Source organism: Polymorphobacter sp. (assembly GCF_051860865.1).
Lineage (GTDB): Bacteria > Pseudomonadota > Alphaproteobacteria > Sphingomonadales > Sphingomonadaceae > Sandarakinorhabdus.
The window spans coordinates 19,458-44,553 of sequence record NZ_JBIMKZ010000001.1 but is presented as its reverse complement, the minus strand read 5'-3'; the positions used below and the strand labels follow the sequence as shown (position 1 = coordinate 44,553).

Below are 25,096 nucleotides of genomic sequence, written 5' to 3'. Positions count from 1 at the left end.
CACATAGCATGGCATCGAAACCGCAGGATAGGCCCACCGATATCGACATCGATACGGTGCGGCAGCAACTGGTCGCTCACAAGCTCGAGAAGGGTGTGAGCTGGGGTGATCTGGCCGCCCGCATCGGCATCGCCCAGGGCACGCTCTCCAACTTCGGCATCGACAAGTACGAAGGCGACAACCTCAAGGTCGCCACCTCCATCGTGCGCTGGTTCCAGGCCGAAAAGGAGCAAGCGACGCTCCGGGCGCAGATGACGATCGACGCGCCGAGCTTCCAGATGACGCGCGCGGCGCGAGAGATCACTGCGATGCTGCGCTGGGCGCAACGGGGCAAGTTCGTGGTCGTCGCCAGCTCACCCGGCTTCGGCAAGACCAGCGCACTCGACCAGTACCAGGTCGACACGCCGCAGGTATGGAAGGCAACGATGGCCCCGAGCACTTCGGGCGTCCCGACGATGCTGACCACGATCCTCGCGTCGATGGGCGACAAGGAGGCTCGCGGCACGCCGCTGATGCTCTCCGGGCGCATCCGGCAGAAGGTGCGCAACACCGGCGGGTTGATCGCGCTCGACGAGGCCCAGCATTTGACCCTGAAGGCGCTCGAGGAGCTCCGTTCGATCCACGACGCCACCGGCGTTGGCATCGCCCTGCTCGGCAACGCGGAGCTGCTGCAGCTGCTGGAAGGCACCAGTCGCGCCACGTCGCATGCCCAGCTTTTCGGGCGGGTCTCGATGCGGATCGTGAAGAACCTCGCCTATCCCGAGGACGGCGTGATGCTGGGCCGTGCCTGGGGCATCGCCAACGAGCGAATGCTGAAATGGCTGGGTGAGCAGACGGTCAAGCCCGGCGGGCTGCGCTCGGTGAGCTTCACGATCGAACTGGCGATGATGCTGGCCAGCGGCGAGGGCCGCGAGCTCGCCTTCGAGCATCTGCGCGACGCCTGGGCGCAGCTTTCCCATCGCCCCCACTCGAACTGAGAGGACCGAATGATGACGATCAGCACAACCGTGACCGATCCGCATGAAGCGTTGACGGAAATCCGCTCATCGTGCGGCATCCTCGCTATTCTGGCGCTGGATGGCCCCATTCCTTCGCGTGAAGCAGCGGCCGGCCTGAAGCACATCCTGCTGCAGCTTGAAGCGGTCGAGGCCGCCCTGCACGCACCGATGCGGTTTACCGAGCTGCCGATCCTGACGCTCGCCGATGTCGCGCGCGAGCCGCGGCGCCAGCCTCTCCGGGTGATCGAAGGCGGTGCAGCATGAGCGCGTTGACCGAACCGCAACAGCGCATCCTCGACCAGCTGGTCGCCGCCCAGGGCAACTGGGTGCCGGGGCGCACGCTGGCCAAGACTGGCGCCATTCCGTTCGAGTGGCTGTCCAATCACATGAAGGTGATCCGGACGCACCGGCCTGATCTGTTGATCTACGGACAGAGCGGTCGCGGCTATCGGGCCGAGCACACGACCGCCGCTGCGGTGACGCCGGTGAAGGAGCGGCCGCGTGGCCTCGAGCCAACGCACGTCACCTTCGCCAAAACGCGGGCGGTGCTCGACCTGCTGCCCGCAGGGGCGGCGAGCATGGTGAAGGAGGTCGCGCTCGAGAGCGGCGAGCCGGTGCAGGACGTTCTGCACCGGCTGATCTCCTACGGCATCGAGGTTCACAACGACCTGGTCCGCCACGGCGAGAACCCGCTGGCCCTGCGGAGGGTGTCATGAACGCGCTGCAGAAGGAGAACTTCGACCAGACCGTCGATATCGCCGACATCCGTTGCGAGATCGAAGCGATGCGGGCGCGGCTGGAAGTGCTTCAGGCCTGCCTCGGCACGGCATCCCTGGCCAATCCCGCGCTGCTGGGTCGCAGCTGGGTCGTCCAGGTCGCGGGCATCGTAGCGCTGGAGTTCGGCTTGCCGCTCGATGACCTGATGGGGGCGAGCCGAACGCCTCGTTTCATCAAGCCCCGCCAGGTCTGGGTGTGGCTGGTGAAGACCGCCGCCGGCTTCAACTACTCGGAAACGGCCCGGCTGACCGGCTACATCGAGCACACAATGGCGAGCTGGTCTTGCAAGCGCGTGGAGGATTTTCGCGAGCAGGACCGTAATTTCAAGCTGGTGACTGACCAGTTGCTCGCCGTCGCCAGAACCACCCGCGCGGACTCGATCAAGGCGATGCGTGAGCGCGCTATCGCCCTGCAAGGTCACACCATGGACATCGAGCCATGAGCCGCCGTCTCGCGCTCAAGCCGCAGCCAGCGGCGCCGATCGCCGCCGGCCTGCTCTGGTACCGCGGCGTCCGGTGCCCGGGATGCTTCGGCACGCACTTCCATGTCGGGCGGGTGACCGCCGAATGCGCCAGCTGCGGCGCTCCCCTCATCATTGCGTCCGCCGATCGCTCGGCCGACCTGTCCCAGGAGATTTGACCATGGCTGCCAAGCGCCGCAGGGCCGAAAAGCTGCCGGCCTGCCAATCGATCGAGGAGGCCGTGCAGCTGCTCGGCCGCTTCGCCCAGCTCGACGCCCAACTGGCCGAGCGCAAGGCGCGGGTGGAGACGGCGATCGCCTCGCTCCGTGCCCAGCAGGCAGAGCTGGATGCGCCGGCCGAGGCCGAGATCAAGGGCCTTTTCCTCCAGCTGAAGCCCTGGTGGGCGGTGGCTGGCGAGACCATTACCGAAGGCAAGCGCAAGAGTGCCGAGCTGGCCGGGTGCCTGATCGGCCACCGGATCGGCAACCCGACACTGGTGTTTCCGAAGCCCGAAGACGACGCGATCGCCAAGATCGAGGCCCTCAACATCGAAGGCCTGGTGCGGATCTCCAAGGCGCTCGACAAGGAGGCGCTGATCAAGGCCCTGCGCGCCACCGAGGACAAGCTCAACGACGATGACAAGACGATCATCGCCGAGCTGCGCGACGCGGGCTTCGACGTGACGCAGAAGGAAACCTTCTTCATCGATCGCATCCCGCCGAAGGAAAGCCCGGTTGAGACCATCGTCGACCCGCAGGCCGAACAGGTGCCGGCATGAGCGGCGGGGAGCTGATCGCGGCGCTGGCGATGCTGGCGATCTTGACGGCGCTGCTCATGGGCGTTGCGACGACATCGGGCCGCGGCTTCGGGCCCGGCCTGTGGCTTGGCCTGGTCGTCGGCGCCGGCGCGGTCGTGCTGGCCAGCTGGAGCGGCTTTTCCGTGCCGGTGCCGGCATGAGCGCGCTGGTCAAGGCGCTGCTCGTGCTGCGCGACGTGGCCGTGCTCATCGGCTTCGCGCTGATGATGCTGGTCTTCACTTTCGCTGCGGCCGGCGTGGACCCGTTCACCGGCCTGATCTGGCTGGCCTCGCTGTTCGGCGGGCGGGAGGTGCGGTCATGACGACGCAAAGGACTAACGTGTCAGCGATCCACTGCGAGGTGGTCGCCCCTACCTCCGCAAATGGCCGTGTCGGCATCGCTGTCGGTGGCCTGGTGACGCTCCGGGGCGACCAGAGGATCGTCATCATGCTCGCCGATGACCGGGGCCTGTGTCGCGCTGCCCTGCTCGACGTCGAGGACGCTGAGAAGTTGATCGCGCTGATCGAGCCATTGATCGAGGCAGACAAGCTCACGCACGGGAGGCTGCCGTCATGAGCCAGGGGATTACAGGCGCCTATTGCGATGATCTGCGCCAGGGCGTGACCGAAGCCGAGCACCTCGTGCTCGATCGGGTCGAGGCGATCCGCAACGGGAATGGGCTCACCGTCGATTTCCTGCTCAGGCAGGCGCAGCGCAGTGCAGCGGCAGCGGTGCGGGCCGATCCTGCAACCGGCAACGGCCGCCGCCGCGTCGAGCGGGCACGCGAGGCCGCGGCGATGCTGATCGCCGCGCTGAACCAGGTCGATGAAAGCGGAAAGGCGGTGCGGTCATGAGCGATCGATGCTCCAACTCTCCGTACGTCGATTATTGGACGTGCCCGAAGTGCTATACCGACCATCACCGAGAGGTATCGGCGTGTGACGGTTGCGGGGTGCTCCTGACCTGCACAATCGAGATGCAGCCGGTCTATGTGTGTTCGGCTCCTGACGGCGAGATTGAGCTGTGAGCGCGCGTCCCGCTTTCCGCCAGGCGACGCCGGCCAGCTTTCCGCCCGATCCGCAGCGCCGGACCATGATCGCGAAGATCCATGTCGCCAAGAAGGAGCTGGGCTTCGACGACGGCGACTATCGGGCGCTGCTCGAGCGGGTGACCGGCAAAACATCGACCAGCGCCATGAACGCCGGCGAGATGGGCCGGGTGCTCGATGAGCTGGCCCGGCTGGGCTGGGCGCCGCTGGCTGGCGGCAAAGTCCACAAGCGTACCGGCCCGCGCCCGGCGGATCACCCAGCGGCGAAAAAGGCCCGCGCCATGTTGATCTCGCTGGGCATGCTCGGCGTGATCCGGAACCCCAGCGAGGCCGCGCTGGAGGCGTTCGCGCGCCGCCAGATGGGCACGACCCAGCTGCAGTGGGCTGACCAGAGCCAGGTATACAAGCTGATCGAGGCGCTGAAGGCGATCGCCCAGCGCCATGGCTGGGACCAGAACACGACCGGGCTGGCCGACCCGATCTGGACACTGAAGCTGCGGCTGTGCGGCGCCATTCTGCGGCGGCTAGTCGCCGCCGGCGTCGTCGCGCCGACCGAAACAGTGGCCACCGTGGCGGCCACGCTGCTCGGCAAGGCAGCGCCGGTCATCGACCTGACCGAGACCGATCTCGAGACGATCGCCAAGCACCTGGCTCACCGGCTGGCCAACCATGCCTTCCGGACGCACTACGAGCCCGCTGACGACTGATGAGCGGCGTGCAGACCTCCTCGCCTGTCGTGGCGGAGCTGATCGCGGTGATCGGCGAGGAGGCCTATTTCGAGCTCGGGCGCGCGGCCGGCGGCTCGATGTTCTACGTGCCGCGCCACTTCCCCGACGGCCACTGGCTGGTCAAGGCGATCGGCCGGACGGCGGCCGAGCTGCTCTCCGAGTATTTCCATGGCACCTACCTGGTGCTGCCGGTGCGCGAATGGCGGCGGTTCGCCATCGCCCGGCTGGCCGAGCGTGGCTTTTCCGGCGATACGATTGCGCGGGAATTGCGCCTGAGCCGATCCTCGGTCTATGAAGCGCTGGCCGGCGCACGCGACCAGCGGGAGCCCAGCCTCTTCGATTGACGCCCTCCCGTCCGCGCGCGGACGGCAAGCCAAGCCCGCCTCCGGCCTAGTCCGGAAGGATGACGACGGGCGCCTCTCCTGACCGATTTTCCGTGTGCCTGGCCGAGCTGCTGCGCACCGAGGGCGGCTTCAACGACATCGCCGCCGACCGGGGCGGCGCAACCAATTTCGGCATTTCTCTGCGCTTCCTCGCCGAAGAAGTCCGCACAAACCCCGGCGCGGCCGCCATCGTGCCGCCGCCGATCACGCGTGACACGATCCGCGCTCTCAACCGCGACCAGGCCGCCCGGCTCTACCGCCTGTGCTTCTGGGATACCGTGCACGCCAGCGCGCTGCCGGCGCGGATCGATCACGCGGTGTTCTGCATCGCTGTCAATTCCGGCGCGCGCCAGGCGGCGTTCTTCCTGCAGCGTGCCATCAACCTGACGCTGCCGTTCGGCGACGCTGTGGCCGTCGACCGGCGCATCGGCCAGCAGACGCTGGTAGCGGCACGGCGAGTGGCTGACGCAGGGCAAACCGGGGTGTTTCTCGGCCATTATCGGCAGCTTGCCGAGCGGCGGTACCGGGACATCGTCGCTCGCAATCCGAGCCAGCGCATTTTCCTGGACGGCTGGCTGGCCCGCGCCCGGCGGCTGGGGACGGTCTGATGGCTGAGAGGCTTCCGCCCCGCATCCGGCCGCGCGCGTTCACGCCCCCGCGCGGCGGTTGGGAGTTCTTCATCCGTGGTTGGCGGCCGGCTTCTGGCTGGCTGATCACGCTGCTGCTGGTGCGCGGCCTGGTCGTGCCCCTCGTGCAGCTGGCGCGCCGCGAGCCGGTGGAGCCGATCGACTGGATGGCCCTGTCGGCGCTGGCCGGCGTGATGGTCGTCTCCAGGACCTACGAACGACGCGAAGGGATCAGCTGATGGGTAAATTGACTGTCGACGGCCAAGAGCACGCCAACATCGTCAGCCAGAAGGACTTGGACACAGACACGGGCGAAGGCTCGGCGACGGATGCCGTAGCGTTGACCGGTACGTTCAACCTGGCGATCTGGGGTGACGGCGAAGGCGAGGTCGTGCTCGAGCGCAGCTTCAACGGCGGCGCCGACTGGGTGGCGGTGACCAATCTCGGCGTCGTCGTGGTGTTTACCGGTCCGTGCTCTGAGCTGGTGCTTAACCGTGAGGCCGGCGTTCTTCACCGGCTGCGCTGCCGCGACCTGACCAGCGGCATCTTCACGGCACGGCTCAGCAACTGACATGAGCCTCGTTCGGCTTCTGGCGCTATCGTCGTCGCTGCTGGCCCTGTCCGGCTGGGCGCTGAACAGCACGGGACCGGCGCCCGATCCCGATCCGCCCGGCGTCAACAGCATCATCTCGGCCGAGATCGAGCCGAATGGATGGGTGCTCAGCGTGACGCTCGCCGGCGTCGGTTCCGGCACTTTCTCGGATTATGCGCTGGCGCCCGACAATCCGCTGCCTCGGGTGCTGCTCTATTCGACCCATGGCGGGTTTTCACAATCAGGCGGCGAGGCAGTTTCCGGCTCTCGGTTCCGCGAAATCCCTGCGACGGCCCCCCTGCGACTGCCGGTAAATCCGGCCAGTCCGAACACGCCGGTCATCGACGAGGTGGATCTCGGCGGTGGTCAGCGGCGGGTGCGCATTGCCCTGGCCAACGTGATCTACGCCACCGACACGGCCGTGACGCTCGATGTTCTCAGCGACTGGCGCAACGGCGAGGGCTCAGAAGGTGACATCGCAGTCACCAACAACTCCACCGTTGTCGCGCCAATCCCGATCTTCCGCTGGTCCGACCTGCAGTTCCGAAATGTTCAGGGGCAATTCCGGCTGTCTGTAGTGGTGGCCTCTCACCATCCTCTGAACTTCCAGCCGGCCGCCGGGGTGAAGTTCACCGCCACCGACGGTACCACGGTCAAGACCTATTGGACGACGGCGCTGCGGACGGACACGAGCTACGGCGACAACCTCCGCTGCTATTACGTCGATGTCGACCCGGCGACGGCGACCGCGCTGACGGCAGGGCTGCTGCGCTGCGATGTCGAGGTCTATCCCTGGCTGGGCAACATGCGCAGCACCGACCCAGCCGGGACGAAATCCTTCACCGACCTGCGCACGGTCGGCCGGAATAGCAGCGCCGAGACGCCCATGGTCATCGGCTATGACCCGACCGGCGAGCGCTACAACAACCAGTTCGTCTATGTCGACGCCGCCAACGGCACCGATACCGCCAGCGCTGCGATGGTGGCGACGACGCTGGCCGGCGCCAAGGCTGTGGCCCCGGCTGCCCGTGCGGCCAGCATCCTCGTTGCCCAGACGGCCCTGTATCTGGCCAACAAAACACTCCCCGCCGCCAACGGCGGCTCCAGCGCCACGCGCGCTATGGACGGCGCCCGCATCGTTCTCGCCCCCGGCGTCACCACCTATGCATCGGCGACCGTCCCGAACGCCGCGTTGCAGACCTGGGAGATGCCCTACATCATCGAGGGCGATCCCGACGACGCCGATCCGGCCACCAACTGCATTCTCCGCTCCGGCTCACTGACCGTTGTCGCCCGTGGCTTCCGCTGCATGTGGCGCAATGTTGCCATCGAACTCGGGCAGGCGACCTTGCAGGGCGCGGCCGGTGTGATGTCGCTGCTGAACTGCGTCGTGCGCGGCAAAGCCGGCTTCGAGACCAGCACCAGCAGCATCAGCAGCGCCGCCCACACCGGCGGCACCTGGTCGATGCAGGTCATAAATACTCGCTGGACCAACTGCGGTATCTCGATGTCGGCGGCGACCCAGCTGCGGCCGATCCTGGTCCGGCATTGCGAGTTCAGCCGGCTCACCCGCTCGGCCGTCATGCTGACCAGTCGGTTTGTCGAGCATGAGGACGCGACGGTCACCGGCCAATCGGTCACCGGGCAGAACGATGTCACCAGCGACGTGGCGATCCGCGAGGACTGCATTTACGCCTACAACGACTTCCGGCACTGCCGGGCGCGCGTCTTCCAGTTCTCGTTCCCCTCGGCCGCGCAGGCCGGCACAACCTTTGCCTCGTTCCGCCGCGTCGTCATCATGGCCAACCTCGTCGAGGTCATTGCCGGCTCGAACCCGATCCTTGCGATCGGCGAGGGCGGCGCGACGTCGATGCATTACAACATCTTCGACAACAACACGCTGACCGGAGAGCGCGGCAACTTCTGGTACAATGACCCGGCGACCTGCTCCGACACCGCTCAGAACGGTGACGCCCTCTGCAACCGGCAGGTGAACAACGCCTATGACCGCAACGCCACCAAGCATGACCTTTTCTTGGAGAGCGGGTGCTCGGCCAATGGGTTCAACGGCTATCGTCCTTGGTTGCTGGGCTCCTGGTCTGCTTATTGCGGCGTCATGCACGAGGCCAATTGGGACGGCGGCCGGGCGGCAAGCGACATCGGCGCGTTCCGCTACTGGTTCCGAGGCCTGCGTTCAGTGCAGACGACGGTGGTCACCGACCCGCTCTACACTGATGACCGCTCGAAATACGGCACGGCTGCAGGCGGCGGCGACTATCGCCCGACGGCGAGCTCGCCGCTGCTCGGCCGGATGCGCGATGGCAACACCGATCGTGATCTGCTCGGCAACGTGCGAGGCGTCGGCAGCCCCTGCGGCGCGCTCGAGGCAGCGGCATGACCGGCATTCGGCTCTGGGGACTTATCGGCGGCATCGGGGCGCTGGTGGGGGCGGCGCTGTGGCTGACTAGTGTGTTCCGCGAGCGAGACCGGCTGCGCGACGATGTGAACGCCGCCAAGGCCTGCACTGTAGCGGTGAAGACCAGCGGCGACGTGCTGATCTGTCCGCAGCCGATCGCCGATGCCGCGGCCCGCTCCCGACGCTACCTCGAATGCGACGCCGCCCTGGCCAAGGGCGAGGCTTATGGTGTGTCGGCCGCGTGCTCCGAGGCGGTGAAACGCCGGGACGCCGAAGCCGCCGCCGCCGCCCATGAAGCCGGCCAGCTCGAGGCCGAGCTCGTCCGCACCCGCACCCAGGCCCAGGCGGCTCTCAGCCGCGCCGAAGCCCGCGCCCAGACACTTCTCAGGAAGGACCAGAATGCCGCCCTTGCCCTCTCGCGCGCGCCGGTGGGCGCTGATGGTCGCGTGCGCTGCGACGATGCCTGCCTGCAGCAGCTCCTCGGTGACTAGGGCCAAGCCTTTGCCGCGCGCCGCAGACCCGGTGGTGGTGCGCCAGATCGAGACGCGGCGCGAGTGCCCGGCGGAGCTGCTCGCCGATGTGACGCCGGCGCCGGCGAGGCCGAAGGGCGGCTGGCTGGAGGGCGACCGGCCGACGATCGGCTGGGTAGCGCGGCTGAAGGCCTATGCCGAGGATCTGCGCACGCGGCTGCTGGCGGCACGTGCCGAGTGCCCACAGCCGGGGGCGCCGCGGTGAGCGACGTCGTTGACCATGCCTCGGTGGTGATCGAGGCGGCGCGCGAGGACGCTGTCGCACGCGTCCAGGCGGCGCTCGCCCAAGCCGGCGAGGCGGACTGCCTGGGTTGCGGCGAGGCGATCGAACCCGAGCGGCGCGCGGTGCTGCCGTCGGCGGTGCGCTGCCACCACTGCCAGGGCGAGGTGGAGAAAAGGAATAGGCGGCCACCGGCGACGACGCTTGCCGGGGTGATCGAACTGATGGCGAGGCGGTGATGGAACAGGCGAACTACTATCTGGCGGCCATTATCGCAGCGCTGGTGTCGCTGGCGCTGTCTGTGGCCACGTACCTGCGCACTGGCGATTGGAAGCGCACAGAGGCGGGCAAGGACGTCGAGAGTTCCATCAGCGGCCTGAGGGGCCGGGTGGGCACGCTCGAGACCCGGACCGAGGAGCACCCCGACAAGATCGAGGACGCCCGCACGCGCCTCTCCGTGGTGGAGGCGCGCATCGCGGATCTGCCAACCAAGGCCGACGTCTCGGCGCTGAAGGCCGAGGTGCACGCGATGAAGAGCGACATGAGCGTGGTCCGGTCCAGCGTGACGCGGATCGAGAACCATCTGCTGGGCGCGGGAGGCAAGCGGTGAGCGGCTATTCCGACAGGCTGTCCAGCGAGCGGCGGCGGTCCATCCTGGCGCTGCTGGTGCAGGACAGCGGGCGCGGCAACGAGCGCGTGCTTTTCCAGGCGTTGCGGTCGCTGGGGCTCGGGACCGGGCTGGAGCAGGCCGGGGTGCGCGAGCAGCTGCAGTGGCTGGCGGCGCGTGACTGCCTGACCACCCGGATGTTCGACGACACGATGATGGTGGCCGAGATCACCGATCGCGGCCGCCTTGTGGCGGACGGCTCGCTGTCGATCGACGGGATCGCGCCGCCCTCGGCGGTGATGTGATGAAGCGCGGCCGTCACCAGCCCAGCACGATCGACCGGCTCGAGCCGGAGGTGAAACGCATGATCGCCGATCTGCGCATCGAGCATGGCTGGACGATCAAGGAGATCCACGAGCGCCTGCTGGAGATGGGCCAGTCGGTGAGCCGCTCGGCGCTGGCCCGGCACACCAAGACCGTCGACGAGATCGGCGCGGATCTCCGCCACAGCCGCGAAGTGGCCAAAGCCCTGGTCGAGAAAACCGATGGCCTGGCCGAGAGCCAGATCGCCGATCTGAATATCGAGCTGATGCACTCGATGGTGCTGCGCCTGCTGACCGCCACCAAGGACGGCGAGATGGTGAGCTTCGGTCCGGAGGACACGATGTTCCTGTCGCGCGCCCTGGGCACGCTCGCCAGCGCCCGGAAGACAGACGCCGATCGCCGCCGCAAGGACCGCGAGGAAGCCGAGAAGACCGTGCTGAAGGCGGTCGACAAGGTCGCCGCGAACAAGGCGTCCGGGCTCACCAAGGAAACCGTCGACGCGATCTACCACGCCGTTCTGGGGGTGCAGTGATGGAGCGCAGTCCGCCGTTTCTGATCGACTACACGCATCACGGCCGCCGCTATTCGTTCGCGCTGGCAGCGCCGACGAGCTGGGCCGAGGCCGAGGCACATCTGGTTTCGATCCGCGAGACGGCAAAGGTCGAGGGTTCGGACCTGGTCGAGATCGAGGGCCGCGTGATCGACGAGCTCATGCTGCTGGCGGACCTGGTGCTTGCCCGGCTCGCGGCGCGTGGCGAGGCGGCAAGAATGATGGAGGCCGGCGCCGCGATGCTCGCCGCGGCCGCCACGCTCGCCGGCGGCGGCCGGGACGACACCCGTGCCGAGGCACTGGCCGTGACGCTCCTCCAGGCGGCGGGGGCGGCGCAATGAAGGGCTACAAGGTCGAGCGCCAGCATGTCTCCAAGATGGGCAGCACCGCCTGGCTGCGCTGGGCAGGCCCGTTCCTCACCCGTGCCGAAGCCGAGCGCGAGGTCCAGATGGCCATCAACAATGGCGGCCGGCCGCTGCGGATCGTGGAAGTTGAAGTAGAGGAGGACATCGGGTGACGGAGCTTGTCATTCGGCGTAGCGCCTACTTCCCCTCGCCGGGCATACGGCGGCGGCTGTCGCGTGTGTGGAACGCGCGGTTGCCGCTGGCCTGTGTGATCGGGCACAATCCGAGCACTGCCGATGCTGAGACCGAGGACCCCACCACCAAATGGTTGAACCGGTGGTTCGAAGCGCATGGTTTCGGCGGCTATGCCCTGGTTAACCTCTACCCTTTCTGCACCTCGTCACCGTCTGAATGCTATCTGATCGCTGCCTCTGCCTGGGCAGGGCCGGACTGGCATTCTCGCGATGAGATGCAGCACAACATCAGTTACGTGGCGCGGATCGCCAAGCAGGCCCCCATGGTTTTTGCCTGCTGGGGGGCGATCGCGCGTGACGATGTTTTGATCAGCCAGATTGTTGAGGAAATCCAGAGTGGCCTGATGCCGTTCCCGGATATCTGGTGCTGGGGAAAAACTGCCAGCGGCGCGCCGACCCACCCGATGGCACGCGGCAAGCATCGCATCGATCCTATGGCTTCGCCGGTCAAATGGGGGGCGGCATGAGCGCGCCAAAGCCGCATCCGGAGGACAGCGTCCACTGCCGCACCTGCGGCAAGCGCCAAGTCGGCGAGAAGGCGCGGTTGCGCTTTCGCGAATGGCCACGCAACTGCCAGGAGCCGAAGGGCTGCTCGCTCACCCTGCGCTACGCCGGGGCGGGCCAGAAGCCGTGAGCATCCTCGCGCAACCTGCCGACGAGATCTCGGCCGACCGGGAGGCTGCCGGCCAGCTCTTCGAGCAGCTGCCCTTGGGGCGGCTGCTGCTCGGCTATCAGGCATCCACGACGGCGATGCTGCGCGCCTCGACCGGGCTGATCGTGGTGGAGAAGAGCCGCCGGATCGGTCTGACCTGGGCGGTGGCAGCGTTCGCGGCGCTGAAGGCTGCGTCGAAGCCCACGGCCGGCGGGGATAACGTCTTCTACATGGGCTATGAGCAGGAGATGGCCCGCGAGTTCATCGATGCGGTGGGCATGTGGGCGAAGGCCTATGGTATCGCCGCAGGGGCCGTGAACGAAGCCGTCTTCGAAGACATCGACGATGAGGGCAACACACGCGCTATCAAGGCGTTTAGAGTGGAGTTTGCGTCTGGGTTTAAGGTGGTGGCGCTGTCCTCGATGCCGCGTGCCTTTCGCGGCAAGCAGGGCGTGGTGATCATCGACGAGGCGGCGTTCCACAGCCAGCTGGCCGAGAAGATCAAGGCGGCGCTGGCGCTGCTGATGTGGGGCGGCCAGGTCATCATCATCTCCACCCACGATGGCGAGGCCAATCCGTTCAACCAGCTGATCGACAAAATCAGGGGCGGCACCCAGAAGGGCCAGGTCGTCCGGATCACCTTTGACGAAGCTGTGGCGGACGGACTGTTCGAGCGCATCGCCGAGGTCATGGCGATCCGGGGCAAGGCTGTGCCCGAGAAGGGCGAGTGGATCTCGGATATCCGGGGCTTTTATGGCGACAATGCCGGCGAGGAGCTGGACGTCATCCCCAAGGAGGGCGGCGGCTCGCTGATCAAGCTCGAGGACCTGCTAGCCTGCCAGTCTGACGAGGCGAGCCGGCCCGAGCTCTACGCCGGCGGGCTGTGGTACCTTGGCCGCGACGTCGCCCGGCGGCGGGACGGACAGATCCTCTGGGGCTTCGAGAAGGTCGGCGATGTGCTGTGGCTGCGCGATCGTTGGGAGGGCGTCGGGCAGACCTTCCAGGCGCAGGCGGACGAGGCTGACCGGCTGATCCGCATGCGGCGGATGATGGCCTATTGGATCGACCAGGGCGGCATGGGCGAGCAGCCGGTGGAAGAGGCCATCCAGCGCTACGGCGAGAGCCGGGTGAAGGGCCAGTTCCTGATCGGCCAGAACCGGCTGGACCTGGCGCTGAGCCTGCAGAAGCGCTTCCAGGACTGCAAAATCCGCGTGCCCCGAGATCCGATTATCCGGGCCGATCTGCTCGCCATCAAGCAGGTGCCGACCAGCGATGGCCAGCGTTTCCGTGTCGGCGACGACCCCGAAGGCGATGTCCACGCCGATCGCTTCTGGGCAGCGGCGCTGGCGAGCCGCCCGGCCGACTTCGACGCCGGGCCGATCGATTACCGCCCCGTAGGCGGTGGCGCGAATGGCGGCGCCGGCGGCGGCCGCCGGCTTTCGATGCGGCCGCGCCACGATGACGACATGCCAGCGCGCAGCTCGTGCGGCACCTGGTGAGGACAGCGACCATGGCGACGACACCCGTAACAAGACCGGCCATTCTGGGCCCCGACGGTGTGACCCCTCTGCGGCAGATGATGTCCCGCGAGATCGCCGGCCCGTCGATGATGACCGGCCGGCAGGTGACCAGCGGCAACCCGTCGGCCGGGCTCACGCCCGAGCGACTGGCGGCGATCCTGCGCGGCGCCGAAGAAGGCAACATCATCGACTATCTCGACCTCGCCGAGGCGGTCGAGGAGAAGTACCTCCACTACATCGGCGTGCTTGGCACGCGGAAGCGGCAGGTCTCGCAGCTGCCGATAAGCGTCGCCGCTGCCAGCGACGATGATGTCGACCAGGCAAAGGCCGACCTGATCCGCGACTGGCTGGACCGCGACACGGTCGAGGCCGAGCTGTTCGACATGCTCGATGCGGTCGGCAAGGGCTTCAGCCTGACCGAGATCGTCTGGAACCTGCGTCGAGCACCCTGGCTGCCGGAGAAGCTGATCTGGCGAGATCCGCGCTGGTTCGAGTTCGACCGGCTGGACGGTACCACACCGCTGCTGCGTGGGAGCGGCCCGCCGCAGCCGCTGCCGCCGTACAAGTTCGCCTATCATGTCCATGCCAGCAAATCGGGCCTGCCGATCCGGGGCGGCCTGGCGCGGCCGGTGGCCTGGGCTTGGCTGTTCCAGTCCTTTGGGCTGAAAGATTGGGTGAGCTTCGCCCACGTCTACGGCTTCCCGGTGCGGCTCGGCAAATATCAGCCGGGCGCCAGCGAGGAGGATATTCGCACCCTGCTGCGCGCCGTGGCCAACGTCTCGGCCGATGCCGCCGCCGTGATCCCTTCGACCATGCAAATGGACTTCATCTCGGCCCAGGCGGGCAGCTCGGCCGAGGTCTTCCAGATGCTGTGCGAATATCTGGATAAGCAGGTGTCCAAGGCCGTCCTCGGCCAGACCGGCACCACCGACGGCGAGAGCGGCCGCCTGGGTGGCGGCGGCGGCCAGGAGCACAGCGACGTGCGCTCCGACATCGAGCGGGCCGACGCCAAGCTGCTGTGCACCACGCTCAACCGCGACCTGGTCGTTCCGATCATCGACTTCAACTTCGGCCGGCCCTCGTCGGGCGTGCTCAAATATCCGCGCATCCGCATCGGCCGCGAGGACGACCAGGAAGAGTTCGGGACCTGGCTTGAGGGGGTCGAGCGGTTCGTCGATCGAGGGGGCCGCGTGGAGCAGTCGGTGGTGCGGGACCGGCTTGGCCTGCCCGATCCGGCGGCCGACGCGGTGCTGCTGGCACCGAAGGCCCGGCAAACGCCCCAGGAGGCCCCAGGAGCGCCGGGTGGCCCCCTTGCACCAGAAACCGCAGCGACCCGCTTCTCACGCCTCCCATTCCCTCCCATTCGCCCATCCGATCCGCTGGCCGCAATCGCGACCGGGGCGGCAACCGAAGAACCGGCGGCTGTCGCCGATGAGCTCGGCCGGCGCGACGACATCGACGCCCTGGTCGATATCCTGGCCGATGAGGGCTGGGAGGGTGATCTGGCGCCGATGATCGCGCCGCTGCGCGAGGCGCTGGCCTCGGCCAGCAGCTACGAGCAGGCGGTGGCGGCGCTGGTACCCGCGATGGGCGCGATGGACGCGGACAAGCTGGCGATGCGGCTCGAGCGGGCAGCGTTCGCGGTGCGGGCGGCGGCCATCACCGGCGCCGACGGGCAGCTGCGCAGCGATGGCGAGTAACCCACCGCCAGAGCCGCCGCCGCCCGTCGAGATCCTCCAGGCGCTCGATCTGCCGCCGCGCGAGGCGATCCGGTTCCTCGAGGAGAAGGGCTACCGCACCACGGTCAACTGGACCGAGATGTGGGAGCGCGAGCACGCGAGTGCCTTCACCGTGGCCAAGGTGGCCAAGGTCGACCTGCTGGTGACGATCCGTGCGAGCCTGCTCAAGGCGCAGGCCGAGGGCATCCCGTTCGAGCAGTGGCAGGCCGGCCTGCAGCCCGAGCTCGAGCGCGCCGGCTGGTGGGGCCGGGTGCAGGATCGATCGATCACCGGCACCGAGCGGGCGGTGATCATTGGCCCGCGCCGGCTGCGGACGATCTACGACACTAACATGCGGATGGCGCGCGCCACCGCACTCTGGGACCGCATCCAGGCGAGCAAGGCGACGCTGCCGTTCCTGCGCTATTCGGCCGTGATGGACGGGCGGACCCGGCCGCTGCACGCGCTCTGGCATGGGACCATCCTGCCCGTCGACCATCCCTGGTGGCTGACCCACTTCCCGCCGAACGGCTGGCGCTGCCGCTGCACAGTGGTGCAGCTGAACGCCCGGATGATGGAGCGACGCGGCTGGACGGTGAGCCAGGTGCCCACAGCCGAAGCGCCGGTGCGGCCGTTCTGGCGGCGTGGCGCCAAGGCGCCAGTGTTCGTGCCGCCGGGGATCGATCCGGGGTTTGGCTATAATCCGGGGATCGCGCGCGCGGCGGCGCTGGCCGAGAAGGCAGCGCTGACGCTGGACCAGGTACGCGCGGCCGGCATGCCCGAGGCCGCGGCCGCCCTCCAGGCCGAGCTGACGGGTCTGCTGCGCGGCGCCCCGCGGCTGCTGCCGGCCAGGCCGCAGCCAGCGTTGTCGGATCTGGCGCGTGCCGTGCGTGTCGGTCCGACCCCGAACGTCCAGATCATCGAGCTCGGACGGCTGTCACCGGATGAAGCGCGCGTCGTCCGTGAGGTGAGCGGCATCGATGTGTCTGACTATCAGCGTATCGTCCGCAACTTCGAGATCAGGAAGACGCTCAACCGGCATGGCGAGGGGGAAAGCATTTCGCGCCAGCTGCCCGTGACGCCCGAGGACTTCGACCTGCTGCCAGAGATCTACCGGCTGGGTGAGCCGTTCGACTATCGCAACCGGAACCCGGCAAAGGGCAAGCCGAACTCTATCAGCTGGCGTGCGGTGATCGATGGCCGGCAATACACAGCGGTCGAGTACATCCTGGAGCGAGCGCGCCGCTTCAGCTTCCAATCACTTTGGAAGAGCAGGGCTGTGGATGAGTGAGGGGTGGACCCGCCAGGACTGGTGGCCGAAGCCCAAGCCTATGAACGTCCGAAACGCCGGCAGGTCCGCAGCCGATATGCGCCTGACCTGGGGAAAAATCAACTGAGGAGGGAATGATGATGAGCATGGCTGACGTGCACGCTATGATGACGCACAACATCGAGGTGGCCAAGGGCGGCACCTCCGAGGTCCAACAAGAGACCGCGCAGATGCTGGGCGCGCTGGGCGAACGGTTCGCCGGCGGCGGCCGATCGGCAACGGAAGTCCAGGGTGCTGGCGTCAGGCTCGACCTTCGGGCGCAGTTGGCGCGATGACTGTGCGGGGGAAGAAAGGCAGTTCCATCTGATGCAGCCACAGGCATGCAGCGGCAACCTGGCGAAGCGGCAAGCCGGGGTCAGCGCTTGCGCTTTGCCACCGGCCTCAGCTGTAAGGCTGCGGCGCGAAGATCGGCCACTGCAATTCGCATCAGCCTGGCCTTCTCGGGGCCCGGGGGCAGCCTGCCACACTCTTCCATGAGATCGGCGATCCGCGTTAGCTCGCGCGGCACCCAGACGTGCCTCGGTTCATTGTTGTTCGAGTCGGTATCGTCGCCCATTGCCATAGCTTGACGGGACTGACGGCCACAGGCAAGGTGCACAGGCTTCTTGAGAGGGAAGTGGGTGTGCAAGCCCAAGAGACCGGCGCGAACCACCGCGCCTGATTACACGATCCGGGCGCGGTATTTTTATGCCCGGGTGTCGTTGGGAGCCGCGTAAGCGGCTGCCGGTCCCGTCGGTCACCGGTCTTGCACACCCGGCGGCATCCGGGCACCAAAGTGCAAGCCGTGTCCCGGAAGCCTTTTTGAAGGAACCGGAACCGATGACACAAATGCTGACCTGCCCATTCACCTTCGGCGGCTATTCGGGCACCGCCTATCGACATGAACACCGTTGGTGGGTGCCGGCGCGGCCGGTGGCCGATTTTCTCGGCCTTGGCTGGAGCCCGCAGCGGCGAAAAATCCAGAGCGACGATGCGCTTTCAGTTGTGATCATAATGATCACGGCTGCCGATGGAAAAAACTATGAGACGTTGGCTCTTCAAACGGCTGACCTTGGCTTCTGGCTCAGGTCGATCAGCCCTTCAAAGGTAGCCCAGTCCGCCCGGCCGATGCTGATCGAGATGCAGCGGCGGATGCGCGACGCAGTCGAAGCGCAGGTCAACGAGGCGTTCGGCCTGCCGATGCTGGCGGACTATGAGACCCTGCTCGATGCGCCGGTGCCGGCACATGTGGACGCAGGCATGATGCGCGAGGTGCGGGCGGAGCGACTGGCCGAGCCCGATGCCCTGCGTGCGGCTGTGCTGTTCCGCGCCGGACTGCCCGGAACAAAGGTGGCGGTGCTGACCGGGCGCAGCGCCTATTGGGCGCGGAAGGAGCGGCGGGTCTTCGAGGCGCTGTCAATGGTGGAGGCGCGGCGAAAGCCGTCAGCGGCCAATGACGACGCACAGCAGGCCGATTTGTTTGGGAGCACGACCCATGAAGGCTAAGCGCCCCGAGCCGCAGTTCTACAAAGACTTTGAGCGCGTCGATACCGGTGCGTTCATCGGACATGTCCTGTGCGTCGATCCGGCCACTGTGCCGGTCGAAGCGCAGGCTGAGCTGCGCAAGTTCCAGAAGGATGTGCTGGATCGCTACAGCGCGTTCGAGCAGGTGGCCACGATGATGACCATGGGAGGCGGACATGCCTAAAAAGAATAAGATCCGCGACGCCCAGCTTGCGGCGGCCCGCGACCATGCGCTGGCGCGGCTGGCCAATCTGTCCGGCGCTGAGGGCGACTATTCCCTGCGGATGGCGCGCTGCGTGGATAGCCTGCGGGCGCTGGCCCGGCTGCACGACAATGAGTTCAGCGCGGTGCTGGAGATCATCGCCGACGACTTTGAGCGCTGCTGCTACCGCGCCGAGATCGACAGCATGGCCGCGTACAAGGCTGCCTGACCAATCGACCCTCGCACGGGCGCGCTGGCGAAAAGCTGGCGCGCCCGATTTCTTGCCGCCTTTCCAACCGGCTCGGAGCGCGCCATAAGAGGGCTCTGATCGGCCTTTGAAGCGCCGCCCAGAACGCCCCCCAATCCTCCGCAGATGATGCAGTGCCGTCCGGCGCCGGACGGCAAGCGCGGGCTGTGCGCGGTGCATCACGGTCGGGTGATCAACGCCCTCCTCTCCCGCATTCGTGCGCGCAGCCTGGCCACGGCCTCGGCCGGCGACCTCGGCCCGCTGGTGACGGCCGCCGCCGTTGCGGTCGCGGCGCCTGATGAGGCCGCCGCCGGGGCCGCCGCGAAAATACTGCTGCTGCCACTGGGGGACATCCACACCAGGGACAATCGCCATTTCCGCATCGACGATGTCGCGCACGCCGAAGCGATCATCGCTGCCTCCGTTCAGCACGCCGGACGTCGCGACATCCCCGTCGATTACGACCACCAGCTCGTCTACGCCGTGGGCAAGGACAGGGGTGGTCGCGCGCCGGCTGCAGGCTGGATCAAGCCCGGCTCGCTAATCGTGACGGCCGCCGGCATCGAGGGCGAAGTGAGCTGGACGCCCGGCGCCGCCGATGCGCTCGCCAAGCGCGAGTACCGCTATTTTTCCCCGACCTTCACGACCTTCAAGGACGGCCGGATCGCTGCGATCCGCTTCGGCAGCCTGGTGAATGACAACGCCATCGACGAGCTGCCCGCCGTCGCCGCCGCCGCGATTTCTGACGTCACCCATCAGGAGACACCCGTGAATTATGCGAAGATTGCCGCCGCACTCGGCCTGCCGGCCGATGCGAGCGAAGAAGATGTTCTGGCGGCGATCGCCGGGTCGGCACTGCCGGCGGCGGTGATGACCGCCGCCGCCTTGTCTCCCCTGGGGACCGCGCTCGGCCTGGCCGCCGACGCGACGGCCGAGGAGATCGTCACGGCCGCCACCGCCGCCGTGACCGCCGAGCCCGACCCGGCCAAGTTCGTGCCGATCGCGGTCGTCACCGACCTGCAGGGCAAGCTGGCGACCGCCACGGCCGCCAGTGCCGCGACCGAAGCCGAGCAGCTGATCACCACGGCCAGCGCCGACGGCAAGCTGACGCCGGCGATGCAGGGCTGGGCCAAGAGCTACGCGGCCAAGGACCTGCCCGGCTTCAAGACCTGGCTGGCCACCGCCGCGGTGGTCGTCTCGCCCGGCGCGATCGAGGGCGATCTGGAGACCGCCGCCGCCCAGGGCGGCGTGCTCACCGATGACGAGAAGAAGATCTGCAAGCTCACCGGCGTGACCGAGGAGAAGTTCCTCGCCGCCAAGAAGGGGAACTGATCGATGGCTGCACTTTCCACCAAGCGCGACACGCCCGAGCGGGCCGGCACGGACTTCTCCTTTGGGGTGGCGGCGGCTGCCGTCATCCATCAGGGCGCGCTGGTCTGCCTGAATGCCTCCGGCTTTGCGGTGCCTGGCTCCGTCGCCACCACGCTGATCGCCGTCGGCCGGGCCGAAGAGAGCGTGACCGGAACCGCTACGGCCGGAGAGGCCAAGGTGCGGGTGACCGCCGGGGTGTTCCGCTGGGCCAACTCCACTTCGGGCGATCTGATCACCATCGCCGATATCGGGGACGATTGCTTCGTTCTCGATGACCAGACGGTGGCCAAGACCAACGGCTCGTCCGCCCGCAGCCGCGCCGGCGTGATCGTCGATGTCGACACGCTCGGCGTCTGGGTCCGCATGGGCCTGCGCAGCTGACCCCCTCTTTCTCAGGAGACTGATCCGTGATCATCAACACCGGCAATCTGAAGACCCTCTTCACCAGCTTCAGCGCGCTCTACCAGGGCGGGCTGGGCATCGCGCCGACTGATCATCTGCAGGTGGCGATGGAAGTGCCCTCCACGACCAACAGCAATGAATATGGCTGGCTGGGCAAGTTTCCGAGCGCTCGCGAGTGGGTCGGCGACCGCGTCATCCAGAACATGAAGGCGCACGATTACACCATCAAGAACAAGGATTATGAGCTGACGATCGGTGTCGATCGCAACGACATCGAGGACGACAACCTCGGTCTTTATTCGCCAATGTTCCAGGAGATGGGCGCCGCAACCGGCGCCAAGGCGTGCGAGCTGGTCTACAGCCTGCTCAAGGCCGGTTTCGCCACGACCTGCTACGACGGCCAGTTCTTCTTCGACACCGATCACCCGGTCACCCTCGAGGATGGCAGCGCCGGCACCATCTCCAATTCGGGCGGCGGTAGCGGCACCCCGTGGTTCCTCGCCGACCTGTCGCCGCAGCGCATCCTGAAGCCGATCATCCTGCAAAAGCGCAAGGACTGGCAGTTCGTCGCCCAGGACAATCCCGAGGACGAGAATGTCTTCATGCGCAAGGAGTTCATCTACGGCTCCGACGCGCGGATGAACGTGGGCTTCGGCTTCTGGCAGATGATCTACGGCTCCAAGGACACGCTCAATGCCACCAACCTCAAGGCGGCCTACGCCGCGCTCGAGGGGATGAAGGGCGACCATGGCCGGCCGCTGGGCATCAAGCCGACGCACCTGATCGTGCCGCCCAGCCTCCGCGATGTTGCCACCACGCTGCTCACCAACGAGCTCGGCAGCGGCGGTGAGACCAACACCACGAAGGGCTGGGCCACGCCGTTCGTCACGCCCTGGCTGGCCTGACCATGGTGACGCACAGCGTTTCCCTTCGCCTGCTGTCTTCGCGCGTGCCTTACCGCCGCGCGAAGATCAGCTTCGAGCCCAACGGCGCGCAGAGCTTCGGCGAGGCGACGGCCGCCCTCGAGGCGCTCAGCGCCGAGCAGATCGAGCAGCTGCTCACCGATCCGCACATCATCGTGCATGCGACGTTCGACGACTTACTGTTCTGGCGGGTGCGGGGGGTCGAGGACCTCGACGTCGAGCACCTCACTGAGGCGGTCGTCGCCGAGCATACCCGGATCGAGGCGCGTGGGACCGAGGCCATTCTCGCCGAGCACGCCCGCATCGAGGCCGAGCGCGAGCGCGCCCTCAGCACCGGGCCGCAGGGTGATGAACTGGCCAATGAGGGCGAAGCCGGCGGCCAGAGCAATGGCCAGGATGACACGCCGCCTCGGGCCGACCAGACCGAGACTTCGTCTCCGCCGGATGCCGGCGCAGGCGAGACTGCGCCCGCTGCCAACGAGACGCGCCCGGCACAGGAAAGACACCGCAGCGGCCGCAAGAAATAGAGCTTCCCGACCCGGAAGGCCGCCCGGCAGTGTTTCGCCGGGCGGTTGCCGGGCCCTAGATCGAGGACCGCGACACAGCGCATGAAGATCAAGCAGCCCTTTGAGACGCTCCGTGTCGCGCTGGCCTACGGACAGCCGTTGGCGAGCGTGTCGGCCGTCACGATCGCGCCGCGCGGGATGGTGCCCGGCGGCACGGCGCTGACCAGCCTGGCACCGGCGATCGTCGGCAGCGAGGTGCGGATCGATCTGCTGGCCGGCGCCGACGGCGAGCGCTACCTGATCACCGTCCAGGCCGCCGCCACTGCCGGCGACCTGCTCGAGCGCGAGACCGAAGTGGCCGTCGTGGATCTCGCCTGGGCCGTGCCCGACTTGGTCACCACTTATCTGACCGCGCAGGAATTCGTCGACCGGCTCGGGCTCGACCAGTCCATCCGGATCACCGACACCGAGGGCACCGGCCGCATCGATGCGGCGCGGCTCGGCAAGGCGATCGTCGACGCGTCGGCCGAGACCGAAGCCTATCTGGCCGGGCGGTTCGCCACGCCGCTCTCCGTCTCGTCGCCGCTGCTGGCCGGGATTGTCTTCGACCTGGCGGTGGCCCGGCTCTGGATCGGCGAGGCACCGGACAGCGTCACCAACCGCGCCTCGGCTGCCGTGGCGCTGCTGCGCGACATCGCCAAGGGCGTGGTGACGCTGCCGGGCGCGGCGCTGGCCGACCCGGCCGTGATCTCGGCAACCCCGGTGCTGACCACCGAACAGACCGGCGCGGTCTTCTCTCGCGCCAAGCTGAGCCAGTTCTGATGCTCGACTTCGTCCTCTCCGACACATTGAGCCCGGCGGTCGAGCGGGCGCGCAAGGCGTCGATCGACTTCACGCCGGTGATGGCCACGATCGCCGATTACATGCGGTTTGGAGTTCTCGAGCGGTTCGAGGCCCAGGCCGGGCCGGATGGCGAAGCGTGGACGCGGAGCCAGCGAGCCCTTGCCGAAGGTGGGCTGACCCTCACCAAATCGGGCGAGCTGAAGCTCTCGATCACCGCCGACAGCGACGCCACCTCGGCGATCGCCGGCACCAATAAGATCTACGCTGCGATCCACCAGTTCGGCGGACAGATCAGTCGGCCACTGGGAAAGAAGACATTTGGGCCTCGCGCGCCGGTGACTATCCCTGCCCGGCCGTTCCTCGGCTTCTCAGTGGAGGACCTGACCGAGATCGAAAAGATGCTGGGCGACCACATCAAGGCCGCCTTCGAGGGCCGGTCATGACGGCGCGAACCTTCCTGCGGCGCGCGGCCCGCGCGTTTCTCGGCACCCCGGCGCTCGTCCTGGTTGGCGTGCTGCTGCTGATGGTCATCATTTTCGAGCGGCTGGTGATCTTCGCGTCCGAGCTGGGGCGCGAGCTCGAGGAGTTCGGCCGGCTGATGGCCGACGAAGCCCGCGACGTTTTCGAGGACGACGAATGAAGCTGTTGCCGATCATCGAGCGACTGAAGCCGGTATCGGGCATCCGGACGGTCGAAGGCGCCAAGGCGCTTGCCGAGCTGGCGACGATCCAGGTGGCGCTGCCGGGGCTGTTCGTGGTGCCGGCGGCCGAGGACTTCCGGCCGGTCCAGGAGGGCGCCGGGCTGATCCAGCTCGAGGAGACCATCCAGTTCGATGTGGTCGTGATCATCAACGCCTCGGCGACGCGCGGCCGGGACGAGGACGAGCTCGAGGGTTTCTCCGAGGCGGTGAAGACGCTGCTGTTCGGCTGGGCGCCGTCGGCCGAGTTCCGGCCGATCGTGCCGGTGGCCTCACGGCTGCTCGGCGTGGGCAGCGGCCGCGTCTCCTGGATCATCCGTTTCCGCACCGTTCAACATCTGAGGAAGATCGCATGAGCCGAAAAGCACCTGCCGACGCCGAACCCACTGTGCCGATGCCCGCCTGGTTTGATCCGGCGGTCCATTCTGTCGGCTCGGTCGGCATCATCGAGACCGCCACCGGCACGTTGCTGGCCGATGACGGCGAGCCCGCCAGCAAGGCGCACCGCCTGGCGCGTCGGCGCGAGCGGGAAGAGGCCGCCGCAGCGGCTGCCGCCCCCACTGAAGGAGTGACCGATGCCTCTTGATACCACTGTCCTCGGCGCCAAGCTGGAGACGACCGTCGGCACGTTCGCGGCACCAAGCCTCTCCACCGATGCGCTGGTAACGTTCAACTACCAGATCACCCCGATCCAGTCCGAGGAGGTGCGGCGCGCGGTCGACCTTGGCTTCCCCGGCCGGCGGCCGAGCACCAAGACCGGCGTCCACGCCCGCCATGCCTTCTCGGTCGAGCTGTCGGGCTCCGGCACCGCGACCACGGCGCCATTCTGGGCCAAGCTGCTGCGGGGCGCGCTATTCGGCGCGGCGGTGCCGGGGGCGTCCAGCGTGTCGATCCCGCTGGCGAGCACCGGCGACGGCGCCAGCCTCAGCCTGTCCGGCTACAAGGACAGCGAGCGCTTCCAGGCGCGGATGGTCCGCGGCAATGCCGTGCTCTCGTTCGTCGAAAAGCAGCTGCCGCGCATCGACTTCGACTTCCTCGGCCTGATCGAGGGCAGCCCCACCGCCGCCGCGGCGCCGGGCGCCGTGACACTGCCGACCTATCCGAACCCCGTGGAGGTCAACCTCGCCAACACGGTGATCATCGTCGACGGCTTCACGCTCGGCTGCCGCGAGTTCACGCTCGACCTGGGCATGAAGACCGAGCTCTACTCGACGACCGGTAGCCGAGCGATCATCTTCGGCAAGGACGAGACCGGCGATCGGCGCGCACCCTCGGGCCGCATTCTCGCCGAGCTGCCGGGCGCGGCTGCCAAGGACTATTTTGGGCCGACGCTGTCGGGCACCCCGCTCAGCTTCAGCCTCGTCCACGGCACGGCGGCCGGCAACATCATCGAGCTCGCCAGCTCGAACCTGGTGTTCGAGGACATCCAGCTGACGGTCGAGAGCAACCGCGTCTTCATGTCCGCCACGGTCGGGTTCGTCGCCACTGCGGCGAACAACGACTTCACCCTGATCACGAAGTGAGGATGG

Annotated in this window: 44 protein-coding genes; 43 read left to right on the top strand and 1 reads right to left on the bottom strand. The window is 67.5% G+C overall.

Translation table 11 applies throughout. The features are described from left to right. Positions 1 to 8 precede the first annotated feature (8 nt). From ACTIFJ_RS00300 to ACTIFJ_RS00155, 30 genes are all read left to right on the top strand, one after another. Positions 9 to 977, top strand: a complete 969-nt coding sequence (locus tag ACTIFJ_RS00300) for an AAA family ATPase (RefSeq protein WP_439532072.1) — start codon at positions 9 to 11, stop codon at positions 975 to 977. Between the two features lie 9 nt (positions 978 to 986). After that, positions 987 to 1,262: a hypothetical protein gene (locus ACTIFJ_RS00295; protein WP_439532071.1), complete on the top strand. Its 276-nt coding sequence runs from the start codon at positions 987 to 989 to the stop codon at positions 1,260 to 1,262. Further along, positions 1,259 to 1,714, top strand: a complete 456-nt coding sequence (locus tag ACTIFJ_RS00290; RefSeq protein ID WP_439532070.1) for a hypothetical protein — start codon at positions 1,259 to 1,261, stop codon at positions 1,712 to 1,714. The genes ACTIFJ_RS00295 and ACTIFJ_RS00290 overlap by 4 nt, the downstream gene beginning before the upstream one ends. Continuing rightward, a complete protein-coding gene (locus ACTIFJ_RS00285) occupies positions 1,711 to 2,217 on the top strand; it encodes a helix-turn-helix domain-containing protein (protein ID WP_439532069.1) in 507 nt (168 codons plus the stop codon). Before ACTIFJ_RS00290 ends, ACTIFJ_RS00285 begins: the two co-directional genes overlap by 4 nt. After that, positions 2,214 to 2,414 (top strand): hypothetical protein, encoded by a 201-nt coding sequence (locus ACTIFJ_RS00280; RefSeq protein WP_439532068.1) that lies wholly within the window; start codon positions 2,214 to 2,216, stop codon positions 2,412 to 2,414. The genes ACTIFJ_RS00285 and ACTIFJ_RS00280 overlap by 4 nt, the downstream gene beginning before the upstream one ends. Before the next feature lie 2 nt (positions 2,415 to 2,416). After that, the gene (locus ACTIFJ_RS00275) at positions 2,417 to 3,013 is read left to right on the top strand and encodes a host-nuclease inhibitor Gam family protein (protein ID WP_439532067.1); all 597 of its coding nucleotides are present in this window, start codon (positions 2,417 to 2,419) and stop codon (positions 3,011 to 3,013) included. After that, positions 3,010 to 3,192: a hypothetical protein gene (locus ACTIFJ_RS00270; RefSeq protein ID WP_439532066.1), complete on the top strand. Its 183-nt coding sequence runs from the start codon at positions 3,010 to 3,012 to the stop codon at positions 3,190 to 3,192. The genes ACTIFJ_RS00275 and ACTIFJ_RS00270 overlap by 4 nt, the downstream gene beginning before the upstream one ends. After that, a complete protein-coding gene (locus ACTIFJ_RS00265; protein WP_439532065.1) occupies positions 3,189 to 3,353 on the top strand; it encodes a hypothetical protein in 165 nt (54 codons plus the stop codon). Before ACTIFJ_RS00270 ends, ACTIFJ_RS00265 begins: the two co-directional genes overlap by 4 nt. Next, positions 3,350 to 3,607 (top strand): hypothetical protein, encoded by a 258-nt coding sequence (locus tag ACTIFJ_RS00260; protein ID WP_439532064.1) that lies wholly within the window; start codon positions 3,350 to 3,352, stop codon positions 3,605 to 3,607. The genes ACTIFJ_RS00265 and ACTIFJ_RS00260 overlap by 4 nt, the downstream gene beginning before the upstream one ends. After that, positions 3,604 to 3,885: a hypothetical protein gene (locus ACTIFJ_RS00255; protein ID WP_439532063.1), complete on the top strand. Its 282-nt coding sequence runs from the start codon at positions 3,604 to 3,606 to the stop codon at positions 3,883 to 3,885. The genes ACTIFJ_RS00260 and ACTIFJ_RS00255 overlap by 4 nt, the downstream gene beginning before the upstream one ends. A gap of 169 nt (positions 3,886 to 4,054) precedes the next feature. Then, on the top strand, positions 4,055 to 4,786 hold the full coding sequence (locus ACTIFJ_RS00250) for a gp16 family protein (protein WP_439532062.1): 732 nt from the start codon (positions 4,055 to 4,057) through the stop codon (positions 4,784 to 4,786). After that, positions 4,786 to 5,151 (top strand): helix-turn-helix domain-containing protein, encoded by a 366-nt coding sequence (locus tag ACTIFJ_RS00245; protein WP_439532061.1) that lies wholly within the window; start codon positions 4,786 to 4,788, stop codon positions 5,149 to 5,151. Before ACTIFJ_RS00250 ends, ACTIFJ_RS00245 begins: the two co-directional genes overlap by 1 nt. A gap of 92 nt (positions 5,152 to 5,243) precedes the next feature. Beyond that, complete coding sequence (locus ACTIFJ_RS00240) at positions 5,244 to 5,798, top strand: glycoside hydrolase family 108 protein (protein ID WP_439532060.1); 555 nt, start codon at positions 5,244 to 5,246, stop codon at positions 5,796 to 5,798. Then, positions 5,798 to 6,055, top strand: a complete 258-nt coding sequence (locus ACTIFJ_RS00235) for a hypothetical protein (RefSeq protein WP_439532059.1) — start codon at positions 5,798 to 5,800, stop codon at positions 6,053 to 6,055. Before ACTIFJ_RS00240 ends, ACTIFJ_RS00235 begins: the two co-directional genes overlap by 1 nt. Further along, positions 6,055 to 6,387, top strand: a complete 333-nt coding sequence (locus ACTIFJ_RS00230) for a hypothetical protein (RefSeq protein WP_439532058.1) — start codon at positions 6,055 to 6,057, stop codon at positions 6,385 to 6,387. The genes ACTIFJ_RS00235 and ACTIFJ_RS00230 overlap by 1 nt, the downstream gene beginning before the upstream one ends. Position 6,388: 1 nt before the next feature. After that, positions 6,389 to 8,806, top strand: a complete 2,418-nt coding sequence (locus tag ACTIFJ_RS00225) for a hypothetical protein (protein WP_439532057.1) — start codon at positions 6,389 to 6,391, stop codon at positions 8,804 to 8,806. Next, complete coding sequence (locus ACTIFJ_RS00220; protein ID WP_439532056.1) at positions 8,803 to 9,315, top strand: hypothetical protein; 513 nt, start codon at positions 8,803 to 8,805, stop codon at positions 9,313 to 9,315. Before ACTIFJ_RS00225 ends, ACTIFJ_RS00220 begins: the two co-directional genes overlap by 4 nt. Next, the gene (locus ACTIFJ_RS00215) at positions 9,308 to 9,559 is read left to right on the top strand and encodes a hypothetical protein (protein WP_439532055.1); all 252 of its coding nucleotides are present in this window, start codon (positions 9,308 to 9,310) and stop codon (positions 9,557 to 9,559) included. The genes ACTIFJ_RS00220 and ACTIFJ_RS00215 overlap by 8 nt, the downstream gene beginning before the upstream one ends. Continuing rightward, positions 9,556 to 9,813: a TraR/DksA C4-type zinc finger protein gene (locus tag ACTIFJ_RS00210; protein ID WP_439532054.1), complete on the top strand. Its 258-nt coding sequence runs from the start codon at positions 9,556 to 9,558 to the stop codon at positions 9,811 to 9,813. Before ACTIFJ_RS00215 ends, ACTIFJ_RS00210 begins: the two co-directional genes overlap by 4 nt. Further along, positions 9,813 to 10,184 carry a DUF2730 family protein gene (locus tag ACTIFJ_RS00205; RefSeq protein ID WP_439532053.1) on the top strand — a complete coding sequence of 124 codons (372 nt, stop codon included), beginning with the start codon at positions 9,813 to 9,815 and terminating at the stop codon, positions 10,182 to 10,184. Before ACTIFJ_RS00210 ends, ACTIFJ_RS00205 begins: the two co-directional genes overlap by 1 nt. Further along, the gene (locus ACTIFJ_RS00200) at positions 10,181 to 10,486 is read left to right on the top strand and encodes a hypothetical protein (RefSeq protein ID WP_439532052.1); all 306 of its coding nucleotides are present in this window, start codon (positions 10,181 to 10,183) and stop codon (positions 10,484 to 10,486) included. The genes ACTIFJ_RS00205 and ACTIFJ_RS00200 overlap by 4 nt, the downstream gene beginning before the upstream one ends. Continuing rightward, positions 10,486 to 11,037, top strand: a complete 552-nt coding sequence (locus tag ACTIFJ_RS00195) for a phage protein Gp27 family protein (RefSeq protein WP_439532051.1) — start codon at positions 10,486 to 10,488, stop codon at positions 11,035 to 11,037. Before ACTIFJ_RS00200 ends, ACTIFJ_RS00195 begins: the two co-directional genes overlap by 1 nt. Then, positions 11,037 to 11,396 carry a hypothetical protein gene (locus ACTIFJ_RS00190; RefSeq protein ID WP_439532050.1) on the top strand — a complete coding sequence of 120 codons (360 nt, stop codon included), beginning with the start codon at positions 11,037 to 11,039 and terminating at the stop codon, positions 11,394 to 11,396. Before ACTIFJ_RS00195 ends, ACTIFJ_RS00190 begins: the two co-directional genes overlap by 1 nt. After that, positions 11,393 to 11,572 (top strand): hypothetical protein, encoded by a 180-nt coding sequence (locus ACTIFJ_RS00185; protein WP_439532049.1) that lies wholly within the window; start codon positions 11,393 to 11,395, stop codon positions 11,570 to 11,572. The genes ACTIFJ_RS00190 and ACTIFJ_RS00185 overlap by 4 nt, the downstream gene beginning before the upstream one ends. Continuing rightward, positions 11,569 to 12,120, top strand: a complete 552-nt coding sequence (locus ACTIFJ_RS00180) for a DUF1643 domain-containing protein (RefSeq protein ID WP_439532048.1) — start codon at positions 11,569 to 11,571, stop codon at positions 12,118 to 12,120. The genes ACTIFJ_RS00185 and ACTIFJ_RS00180 overlap by 4 nt, the downstream gene beginning before the upstream one ends. Continuing rightward, on the top strand, positions 12,117 to 12,287 hold the full coding sequence (locus ACTIFJ_RS00175; protein WP_439532047.1) for a hypothetical protein: 171 nt from the start codon (positions 12,117 to 12,119) through the stop codon (positions 12,285 to 12,287). Before ACTIFJ_RS00180 ends, ACTIFJ_RS00175 begins: the two co-directional genes overlap by 4 nt. After that, a complete protein-coding gene (locus tag ACTIFJ_RS00170) occupies positions 12,284 to 13,804 on the top strand; it encodes a terminase large subunit domain-containing protein (protein ID WP_439532046.1) in 1,521 nt (506 codons plus the stop codon). The genes ACTIFJ_RS00175 and ACTIFJ_RS00170 overlap by 4 nt, the downstream gene beginning before the upstream one ends. A gap of 80 nt (positions 13,805 to 13,884) precedes the next feature. After that, positions 13,885 to 15,525 carry a DUF935 domain-containing protein gene (locus ACTIFJ_RS00165; RefSeq protein WP_439532045.1) on the top strand — a complete coding sequence of 547 codons (1,641 nt, stop codon included), beginning with the start codon at positions 13,885 to 13,887 and terminating at the stop codon, positions 15,523 to 15,525. Further along, entirely contained in the window at positions 15,515 to 16,834 is a 1,320-nt protein-coding gene (locus ACTIFJ_RS00160; RefSeq protein ID WP_439532044.1) for a phage minor head protein, read from the top strand. The genes ACTIFJ_RS00165 and ACTIFJ_RS00160 overlap by 11 nt, the downstream gene beginning before the upstream one ends. 119 nt (positions 16,835 to 16,953) lie before the next feature. Then, positions 16,954 to 17,148 (top strand): hypothetical protein, encoded by a 195-nt coding sequence (locus ACTIFJ_RS00155; RefSeq protein ID WP_439532043.1) that lies wholly within the window; start codon positions 16,954 to 16,956, stop codon positions 17,146 to 17,148. A gap of 80 nt (positions 17,149 to 17,228) precedes the next feature. Here the strand turns inward: ACTIFJ_RS00155 and ACTIFJ_RS00150 are convergent, their stop codons facing one another. Continuing rightward, complete coding sequence (locus tag ACTIFJ_RS00150; RefSeq protein WP_439532042.1) at positions 17,229 to 17,429, bottom strand: hypothetical protein; 201 nt, start codon at positions 17,427 to 17,429, stop codon at positions 17,229 to 17,231. A gap of 263 nt (positions 17,430 to 17,692) precedes the next feature. Here ACTIFJ_RS00150 and ACTIFJ_RS00145 point away from each other — a divergent pair, with 263 nt between their 5' ends. The 13 genes from ACTIFJ_RS00145 to ACTIFJ_RS00085 all read left to right on the top strand — a co-directional run bounded on the left by ACTIFJ_RS00145 (position 17,693) and on the right by ACTIFJ_RS00085 (position 25,090). Further along, a complete protein-coding gene (locus ACTIFJ_RS00145) occupies positions 17,693 to 18,358 on the top strand; it encodes a phage antirepressor N-terminal domain-containing protein (protein ID WP_439532041.1) in 666 nt (221 codons plus the stop codon). After that, a complete protein-coding gene (locus tag ACTIFJ_RS00140) occupies positions 18,348 to 18,560 on the top strand; it encodes a hypothetical protein (RefSeq protein WP_439532040.1) in 213 nt (70 codons plus the stop codon). Before ACTIFJ_RS00145 ends, ACTIFJ_RS00140 begins: the two co-directional genes overlap by 11 nt. Beyond that, positions 18,553 to 18,807 (top strand): hypothetical protein, encoded by a 255-nt coding sequence (locus tag ACTIFJ_RS00135; protein WP_439532039.1) that lies wholly within the window; start codon positions 18,553 to 18,555, stop codon positions 18,805 to 18,807. The genes ACTIFJ_RS00140 and ACTIFJ_RS00135 overlap by 8 nt, the downstream gene beginning before the upstream one ends. Positions 18,808 to 18,951: 144 nt before the next feature. Beyond that, on the top strand, positions 18,952 to 20,157 hold the full coding sequence (locus tag ACTIFJ_RS00130) for a phage protease (RefSeq protein ID WP_439532038.1): 1,206 nt from the start codon (positions 18,952 to 18,954) through the stop codon (positions 20,155 to 20,157). A gap of 3 nt (positions 20,158 to 20,160) precedes the next feature. Then, a complete protein-coding gene (locus tag ACTIFJ_RS00125) occupies positions 20,161 to 20,577 on the top strand; it encodes a hypothetical protein (RefSeq protein ID WP_439532037.1) in 417 nt (138 codons plus the stop codon). A gap of 26 nt (positions 20,578 to 20,603) precedes the next feature. Beyond that, positions 20,604 to 21,503: a Mu-like prophage major head subunit gpT family protein gene (locus ACTIFJ_RS00120; protein ID WP_439532036.1), complete on the top strand. Its 900-nt coding sequence runs from the start codon at positions 20,604 to 20,606 to the stop codon at positions 21,501 to 21,503. Positions 21,504 to 21,547: 44 nt separating this feature from the next. Next, the gene (locus ACTIFJ_RS00115; RefSeq protein ID WP_439532035.1) at positions 21,548 to 22,048 is read left to right on the top strand and encodes a hypothetical protein; all 501 of its coding nucleotides are present in this window, start codon (positions 21,548 to 21,550) and stop codon (positions 22,046 to 22,048) included. A gap of 81 nt (positions 22,049 to 22,129) precedes the next feature. Continuing rightward, positions 22,130 to 22,849 carry a phage protein Gp36 family protein gene (locus tag ACTIFJ_RS00110; RefSeq protein WP_439532034.1) on the top strand — a complete coding sequence of 240 codons (720 nt, stop codon included), beginning with the start codon at positions 22,130 to 22,132 and terminating at the stop codon, positions 22,847 to 22,849. Further along, positions 22,849 to 23,313 carry a phage virion morphogenesis protein gene (locus tag ACTIFJ_RS00105; RefSeq protein WP_439532033.1) on the top strand — a complete coding sequence of 155 codons (465 nt, stop codon included), beginning with the start codon at positions 22,849 to 22,851 and terminating at the stop codon, positions 23,311 to 23,313. Before ACTIFJ_RS00110 ends, ACTIFJ_RS00105 begins: the two co-directional genes overlap by 1 nt. After that, positions 23,310 to 23,510, top strand: a complete 201-nt coding sequence (locus ACTIFJ_RS00100; protein ID WP_439532032.1) for a hypothetical protein — start codon at positions 23,310 to 23,312, stop codon at positions 23,508 to 23,510. The genes ACTIFJ_RS00105 and ACTIFJ_RS00100 overlap by 4 nt, the downstream gene beginning before the upstream one ends. After that, positions 23,507 to 23,923 (top strand): phage tail terminator protein, encoded by a 417-nt coding sequence (locus ACTIFJ_RS00095; protein ID WP_439532031.1) that lies wholly within the window; start codon positions 23,507 to 23,509, stop codon positions 23,921 to 23,923. Before ACTIFJ_RS00100 ends, ACTIFJ_RS00095 begins: the two co-directional genes overlap by 4 nt. Continuing rightward, positions 23,920 to 24,153, top strand: a complete 234-nt coding sequence (locus tag ACTIFJ_RS00090; protein ID WP_439532030.1) for a hypothetical protein — start codon at positions 23,920 to 23,922, stop codon at positions 24,151 to 24,153. The genes ACTIFJ_RS00095 and ACTIFJ_RS00090 overlap by 4 nt, the downstream gene beginning before the upstream one ends. Then, positions 24,143 to 25,090, top strand: a complete 948-nt coding sequence (locus ACTIFJ_RS00085; RefSeq protein ID WP_439532029.1) for a phage tail tube protein — start codon at positions 24,143 to 24,145, stop codon at positions 25,088 to 25,090. Before ACTIFJ_RS00090 ends, ACTIFJ_RS00085 begins: the two co-directional genes overlap by 11 nt. Positions 25,091 to 25,096: the final 6 nt, after the last annotated feature.